Raw genomic sequence first — 6,178 nt, forward strand, 5'->3', positions numbered from 1 at the left:
CGCTATGACAAGCGAGGGCACGTGTTCCTGGGCACCGTAACCTTCGCGGCCGTCATCATCTGGCTCCGCTCATGATCGGAGAGACATGGCCTAGTTGGACAGCCACTGCCCGACCGGCTTGTCCAACGCGGTGGCGGTACGGGGCGCGGCGAGGGTGCCGTGGTGGGCGTGGTACTCCCGGGCGGCGGCGAGGTTCTCCTCCCACGCCGCGTCCAGCGGGTCCCACACCATCCCCAGCGACTCCAGCCGCTCGACCCGCTTGCCCTCCACAGCCCCGCGCTGTATGCCTTGCGCTGCTCACTCACCCAGTGCCCCAACGGGTACATCTGATGCGGATCCAGCCCGGCCCGAGTCGCCTCCCGGTGATCGAACGGCACCCGCAGATGCCCCTCCCGCTTCGAGTACTACTCGGCCGCCGACCACCCGCGCGCCCAGTCCTGCCGCTCAGTGTCGATCACATTGAAGCTGACCCACCGCGCGACCATCACCGGAGCACGCGGCACCGAAAACCGCAGCAGCATCCGGCTTTCCTCCTCACCCTCCTGCGGCTCCGGACCGATATCCATAGACGGCTCCACCACGTTCTTCTGCTCGACCTGAGGAAATGCCAGCAATTCCACCGCCTCCTCATCATGAGCCCGCAAAGCCTGAAGTACATTCACCAAGCCCGGTAACTCCCAGAGGTGAACATGTCTTGCGGCTGCTCACCCTGATGATCGCCAGCCCCTGCCGCCAACCCCGGGCCAGCCGTTCCCGCCGCCCGCCACCACGTTTCCCCGCGCGTCGAATCAAACCCTCAGGCGCCCGCTCCGGCGCCCCAGCCGCAGCCCCCCACCCCGACCGCCGTCCCGGTGGAAGAACTACGCCTGGCACTCGCCGCCGAACACTCCTCCACCAACCCGCTCCTGCGCCGCCTGGGCGCACCGACCGGAACCCACAGCGCGAAGAACGGCGCGGTCCTGGTCGAGAGCTGGGACGCGGACCCGCGGCTGCTCGCGGTACGCCGACCCGACCGGCGCCTGGTGGGCTGGATCGAACTGGCCGACAGCGGCACCGGCTGGGCAGTGTTCATCGACGGCAGGGCCGTCGTCGACGCCGCCGACGCCCTGCCCTGGCTCGCCGAGGACGTCGACCACGCCATCGCGCTGCTCCTGGTGGCGGTTGACCAGCAGCTCACCTGACACCAGGCGCGCCAGCACCCACCCCAACGGAGAGCTTCGGCGTGCACGCGTGCACACGAGAGAGCGGGGCCGCCGGCGCCATGACGGCGACCGGCCCAGGGGTCCTCCCACGGGTCCTGATGTAGCTCCTCCTGCCAGCCCTGATATGGCTACTGATGCGAGTCCCCCACCGATGCCGTCCCGGCCGCGTTCTTGCAGGTCAGAGGCTGTCCACCAAGGGATGGAAATTCCGACATCCCTCTCCTGAGCCCTTCCTTCGCCTGGGGGTGGGTGGGTTGGTGAGCAGTCGTCGCGGGCCCGGTGCCTGCGGCAGGCTGGTCTCGTGGGGCGTCCGGCGGTGCCGGCCGCGCCGGTGCTGGGTGGCGCGCTGCCGGGCGACCAGGTCGCGGCTGGCGTTCACGTGGCGGCGCCAGGCCTCGGTGGTGATGCCGTCGGGGGGCGGGGCCGGTCTCGGGCTCGGCGGCCGGGATGTCGGCGACCACCGCGGCGACGATCCCGCCGACCGTCTCGGCTGGGAGCGCGGTGCCGCCGACGTCCTGGTGGGCGTCGGTGAGGCGGTGATCAGGTCGGTGAGTTCCGCAGTGCGGCCCTTGAGGTCGACGACCGCGCGCACTGGCAGGACCAGGTAGGTGTTGTCCCACGCGTGGGACACCCCGAGCTCGTGCTGCACGGTGTCCTCGATCGCCTCGGCGACGGCAGCCAGGTCGAGAAGCCGGTACGCGGTGGAGCAGCTGATGCCGAACTCGGCGAACGCGTAGGCCGATCACGACTGGTGCCCGAGGACAGCACACCCCGGAGAGTGCGGACGACGCAGGCTGGCGCAGTCGCAGAAGCGGTGCAAAAGCCTTGTTTCGCTAGAAGCGAGACTGATCGTTTGATTTCGGATGAGTATCTGTGCGGATGGAGATCGGTCGATCACCGAAATAGGCTTCCTGCTGACCGAAGGTTGTCGGGAGGGGAAAGCAGTGGGCGATCTCAAGGTTGACCCGGGAGAGATCTACAAGTCCGCAGGTGTGGCGCGGGCCATCGGCGAGGACTTCGCGAAGCCTTGTCAGGCAGTGGCTACTGCCAGTCAGACGGCTGTCAGTCAGCTGACGGGTTGGTCAGTGGCCGCGCGGCTCGGCCATGTGACGGGTGGCTGGGCGCCCGTGCTGTCGAGTGTCGGCGACCGTCTCAAGAAGACGGCTGACAACCTCACCGCCACGGCGCAGGCCTACACGAACAACGAGCACGCCAACGTCGAGGTCTGGCACAAGCAGAAGATCGGCGAGGCATGGGAGAAGCCGGGCCAGTGAGCAACGCCTTTGAACTGCTGTTCAGCTTCGACCCGACCGGGCTGCACGACGCTGCCAAGGCGTGGCGCGAGCTGTCCAACGGGGCCCACTCCGCCGACAACAGGCATCGCAACCAGGTCAACGGACCGCTGCGACACTCGAACTGGGAAGGGGAGGACGCGAAACTGGCGTTCACCACCTTGGGCCGGACCGAGCAGATCCTGGAGATCGTGCGGGTCGAGTCCGCCGCTGTCGCACTCACCCTGGACACCGTCGCCGACCGGATCTCCCAGGCACAGACCAATCTGAAGAACGCCGTGCACCGCGCCGAGGAGTGGGGCCTGACCGTCGGCTCCGACGGGACGGTGAATCTGCCGCCGCTGAGCAAGGGCGAGCAGAATGACCCCGATGCCAGAACCGACCCCGAACGCAAGGCGCTGGCCACCCTGCGGGGGGACGCCCAGGACTGGATCAACAAAGCGTTGGCCGATGCGAAGGAGGCGAACGACCAGGGGGAGCGTGCCCTCGGCCGCCTCGATGCCGACATCCTGACCCAGCCGCGGGTGTTCGGCTCCACCGCCGAGACCGCCACCGATGTGAAGGACGTGGCAAAGGACCTCGGCCTCGCCGGTCTGGACGTCCCTGACAACAAGGACCCGCAGAAGTCCGCCGACTGGTGGAAGTCGCTGACCCCTGAGCAGCAGAGCAGCTACATCGCGCTCTACCCGGAAAAGGTCGGACAACTGGACGGTCTGCCCGCAACGGTTCGGGACGAGGCGAACCGGCTGGTCCTCGACCAGCAACTGGACGCGCTGAAGGCCGGCAACCCGCCCGGAAGCGGCATGACGTATGACGAGTACAACGCCCTTCAGGCAAGGCTGGTGAAGTTCAAGGAAGTGCTCGACCAGCACGACAGCGCGGCCGAGGACAAGCAGTTGTTCCTGCTCGGGTTCGATGCCAAGGCCTACGACGGCGACGGTAAGGCGATCATCGCCATGGGGAACCCCGACACCGCCGACCACACCGCCGTCCTGGTGCCGGGGACGGGAACGACGATCGACAGCACGCACGGGAACCTCGCACGCGTCAACGACATGCAGGACGCCGCGAAGAAGGCGGCGAAGGGGACGATTCCGAAGGTGTCGGTGGTCTATTGGCTCGGATACGACGCCCCCGAGATCCCGGTCGTGCAAGCGAACAACCTCTCCGTCGCCTGGACGGGCCGGTCCGACGACGGCGCCGAGGCCCTGCGCCAGTTCACCCACGGCACCCGGGTCGCCCAGGGCGACCACCCCAATCACCTCTCGGTCTTCAGCCACAGCTACGGGACGACGCTCGTCGGCGCGGCCGCTGCGGGTGGGAACGGACTGGGCGCCGACGACATCGTCGCCATCGCGAGTCCCGGAATGACCGTCCAGCGCGCCGACCAGCTCCACATCGACCCGAGCCACTTCTGGACCGGCAGGGCGAAGGACGACCCGATCGAACTGGCCGCAGGACTCACTCTCGGCGACGACCCGATGATCGACCGGTTCGGCGGGAACAACTTCCTGGTCGACACCTCCGGACACAGCGGGTACTGGGACGGCGGCGAGAGCCTTGCCAACCAGGGCCGCCTCATCATCGGAAGGCCGCCGACCACGGTTCCCAAGGAGCACGACAGTCCGCCGCCTCCCCCGTGACCGCTGGAGCTGGGCCGACCAGGGCCGGCCTGGCTGTTCCGGTTGCTCACCCCGTCCCGGCCGCAAGGAATCTCACTGTGCCGTTCCCCCTTCCACGACTCGCCGCACGCCGTGTCGGAGCCCGACGTCTGGGCGTTGCCGCGATAGCGCTCTGCCTGCCACTGATCCTCGGAGGATGCATGTCCACGCCCGGTCCCAACGATCCTCTCCCCGTCAAGGCCCGTCAGGACGCCCAGGACTGGGCCAAACACATGACCGAGTACATGGCGCAGACGGCTGGAGTCACCCTCGACACCGGCAGCGTCGAACCGATCTTCAGCGACTGCGTCGGCAAACACGATGAGGTCCGGGAGGACGGCCGGTACAAACTGATGTACGCGGTCTACAGCTCCACCCCACTCGAACAGCATCCTGAGGCCGTCCGCAAGGTCCGCACGATGCTCGAACAGCAGGGCTTCAAGATCGACGGCTACCGGGAGAGCGTCAACGGCAAGGTGGACACAGTCCTCGACGCATCCCAGGCATCGAGCCGATACCTGGTCACTGTCGAGACCACGAGCGGAGGGCTTCTGGCCTTCAGCGTCAACACCCCCTGCCTGATGCCCCCCCACAACAACAGAGACTCCTCACTGACACCACCTCGTTCGCACCTCGGTGGTCCGCAGCCGATCCGGTCCGGTCACCTTGATGCCCGCCCCAGCGGTGCGGGACGGGCATCAAGGTATGGGTGGTGGTGTGGGTCAGGGCGTGGTGCCGGTCAGTTCCCACCAGGGGGCGGGTCCGGCTTCGAGGTCGGCGATCGACCACCAGAGGTCGGAGCTGGGGCCTTCGTCCTCCAGGTCCTCCAGTTTCGCGACGCCGGCGGGGACGGTGCGCAGCATCTTGGCGACGTACGGGGTGCGGGCGGTGCGCTCGAGGTCGTCGGCGCGGTTGGCGAAGCCGGCCTGGCCGGTGCCGGTGAGGACGAACAGCAGTGTCGGGAAGCGCGGGTAGCGGCGTCCCCAGAGCGGATCGCCGCCGCCCTGGGCCTCGGTGGTGCCCGGCCGGACGCCGGGCGGCAGTGGCGCGGTGGCCCAGTAGCGGGCGTAGGCGTTCAGTTTGGCGGCCAGCCGGGTGCCGCCCATGGTGCCGCGGTCGACCTCGACGAAGGCCTGGTGGGTGGAGCGGCGCTCGCCTGCGGTGCGGCCGTAGTGGAGCAGGCCGTCGGGGCGCACGGTGCCTTCCTTGCCTTTGGCGAAGCGGTGGGTGATCTCCGGGATCAGGTCGAACGGCCCGTAGGCGTCGCCCCGGCGGCGGGCGTCGGTGAGGAACACCAGGTGGGTCCGTACGACGGCGAGCTGGTGGTACAGGGTGAACTTGAAGGCTTCCTTGTCGCCGGGCAGCCGGGGGGCGGGGATGTCCGCCAGCTCGGGGAACACCCCGGCGATCCGGGCGCCGTGCTCGGTCAGGAACCAGCCCTTCGCCCGCCCGGACTGCGGCAGCACCAGCTCCTCGGCCAGACCCTGCTCGCGCAGTCTGCGCAGCCGGGCCCGCATCTTCTCGATGCTGCTGTCCGGGGCGTGCAGCCGGCGCAGCTGCTCGGCGGTGGCGATCCGGAATTGGAACAGCGAGGCCACCACCGCCCAGGTGATCTCCACCTCCCGCGTCTCGCTGTCCGGCTCCGCCCCGGTCCTCGCCCGCTTCTTGCCCGTCGTCATCGCAGGGGTACCCCTCTCGGCTCGGCGCGGGGCTCGATGCCCCGCGCGGTCGCCGTAGGGAAGCCCGCACACCTTGGTGTATCCCTTGGTGAACAGCCCCCACCGCCGCAACGATCACGTAACGGCCGCCACCAACGTTGGTGCCGCGCACGGCCGCCAACGTTGGTGACCTGTGACAGCGGAGCTGGACCGCGTGCCATCGGAGTTGGACCGACGCTGGTTTGCGACAGCGAAGTTGGACCGGTGGTCTCAGAAGCCGTTATCAATCCGGGCGTGATCGTGTGATTCCCGCTGGTCAGGCATGACGCGGAGGGGTGTGCGGGCAGTATTGGCGCGTCGTGTCG

6 protein-coding genes and 1 pseudogene are annotated in these 6,178 nt (G+C 68.4%); 3 read left to right on the top strand and 4 right to left on the bottom strand.

Annotated elements, in window-relative coordinates:
* Nucleotides 1-90: 90 nt before the first annotated feature.
* The 3 genes and pseudogenes from ACWC9T_RS40245 to ACWC9T_RS40255 all read right to left on the bottom strand — a co-directional run bounded on the left by ACWC9T_RS40245 (nucleotide 91) and on the right by ACWC9T_RS40255 (nucleotide 665).
* On the bottom strand, nucleotides 91-270 hold the full coding sequence (locus ACWC9T_RS40245) for a helicase associated domain-containing protein (protein ID WP_449826002.1): 180 nt from the start codon (nucleotides 268-270) through the stop codon (nucleotides 91-93).
* A gap of 50 nt (nucleotides 271-320) precedes the next feature.
* Nucleotides 321-377: pseudogene (locus ACWC9T_RS40250) on the bottom strand (hypothetical protein); the annotation flags it as partial.
* Nucleotides 378-404: 27 nt separating this feature from the next.
* On the bottom strand, nucleotides 405-665 hold the full coding sequence (locus ACWC9T_RS40255; RefSeq protein WP_449826003.1) for a hypothetical protein: 261 nt from the start codon (nucleotides 663-665) through the stop codon (nucleotides 405-407).
* Between the two features lie 186 nt (nucleotides 666-851).
* Here ACWC9T_RS40255 and ACWC9T_RS40260 point away from each other — a divergent pair, with 186 nt between their 5' ends.
* The 3 genes from ACWC9T_RS40260 (at nucleotide 852) to ACWC9T_RS40270 (ending at nucleotide 4,137) form a co-directional block, all read left to right on the top strand.
* Nucleotides 852-1,181, top strand: a complete 330-nt coding sequence (locus ACWC9T_RS40260; protein ID WP_449826004.1) for a hypothetical protein — start codon at nucleotides 852-854, stop codon at nucleotides 1,179-1,181.
* Nucleotides 1,182-2,146: 965 nt separating this feature from the next.
* The gene (locus ACWC9T_RS40265; protein ID WP_449826005.1) at nucleotides 2,147-2,476 is read left to right on the top strand and encodes a hypothetical protein; all 330 of its coding nucleotides are present in this window, start codon (nucleotides 2,147-2,149) and stop codon (nucleotides 2,474-2,476) included.
* Nucleotides 2,473-4,137, top strand: coding sequence for an alpha/beta hydrolase (locus ACWC9T_RS40270; RefSeq protein ID WP_449826006.1), 1,665 nt, complete (start codon nucleotides 2,473-2,475; stop codon nucleotides 4,135-4,137). Before ACWC9T_RS40265 ends, ACWC9T_RS40270 begins: the two co-directional genes overlap by 4 nt.
* Nucleotides 4,138-4,877: 740 nt before the next feature.
* On the opposite strand, the gene ACWC9T_RS40275 is transcribed toward ACWC9T_RS40270, so the two are convergent.
* Nucleotides 4,878-5,834, bottom strand: a complete 957-nt coding sequence (locus ACWC9T_RS40275) for a replication-relaxation family protein (RefSeq protein WP_449826007.1) — start codon at nucleotides 5,832-5,834, stop codon at nucleotides 4,878-4,880.
* Nucleotides 5,835-6,178: the final 344 nt, after the last annotated feature.

This window comes from Kitasatospora sp. NPDC001159, assembly GCF_053598235.1.

Coding starts and splice junctions, on each gene's coding strand:
- ACWC9T_RS40275 (WP_449826007.1), bottom strand. CDS start 5,834: ATGACGACGGGCAAGAAGCGGGCGAGGACCGGGGCGGAGCCGGACAGC.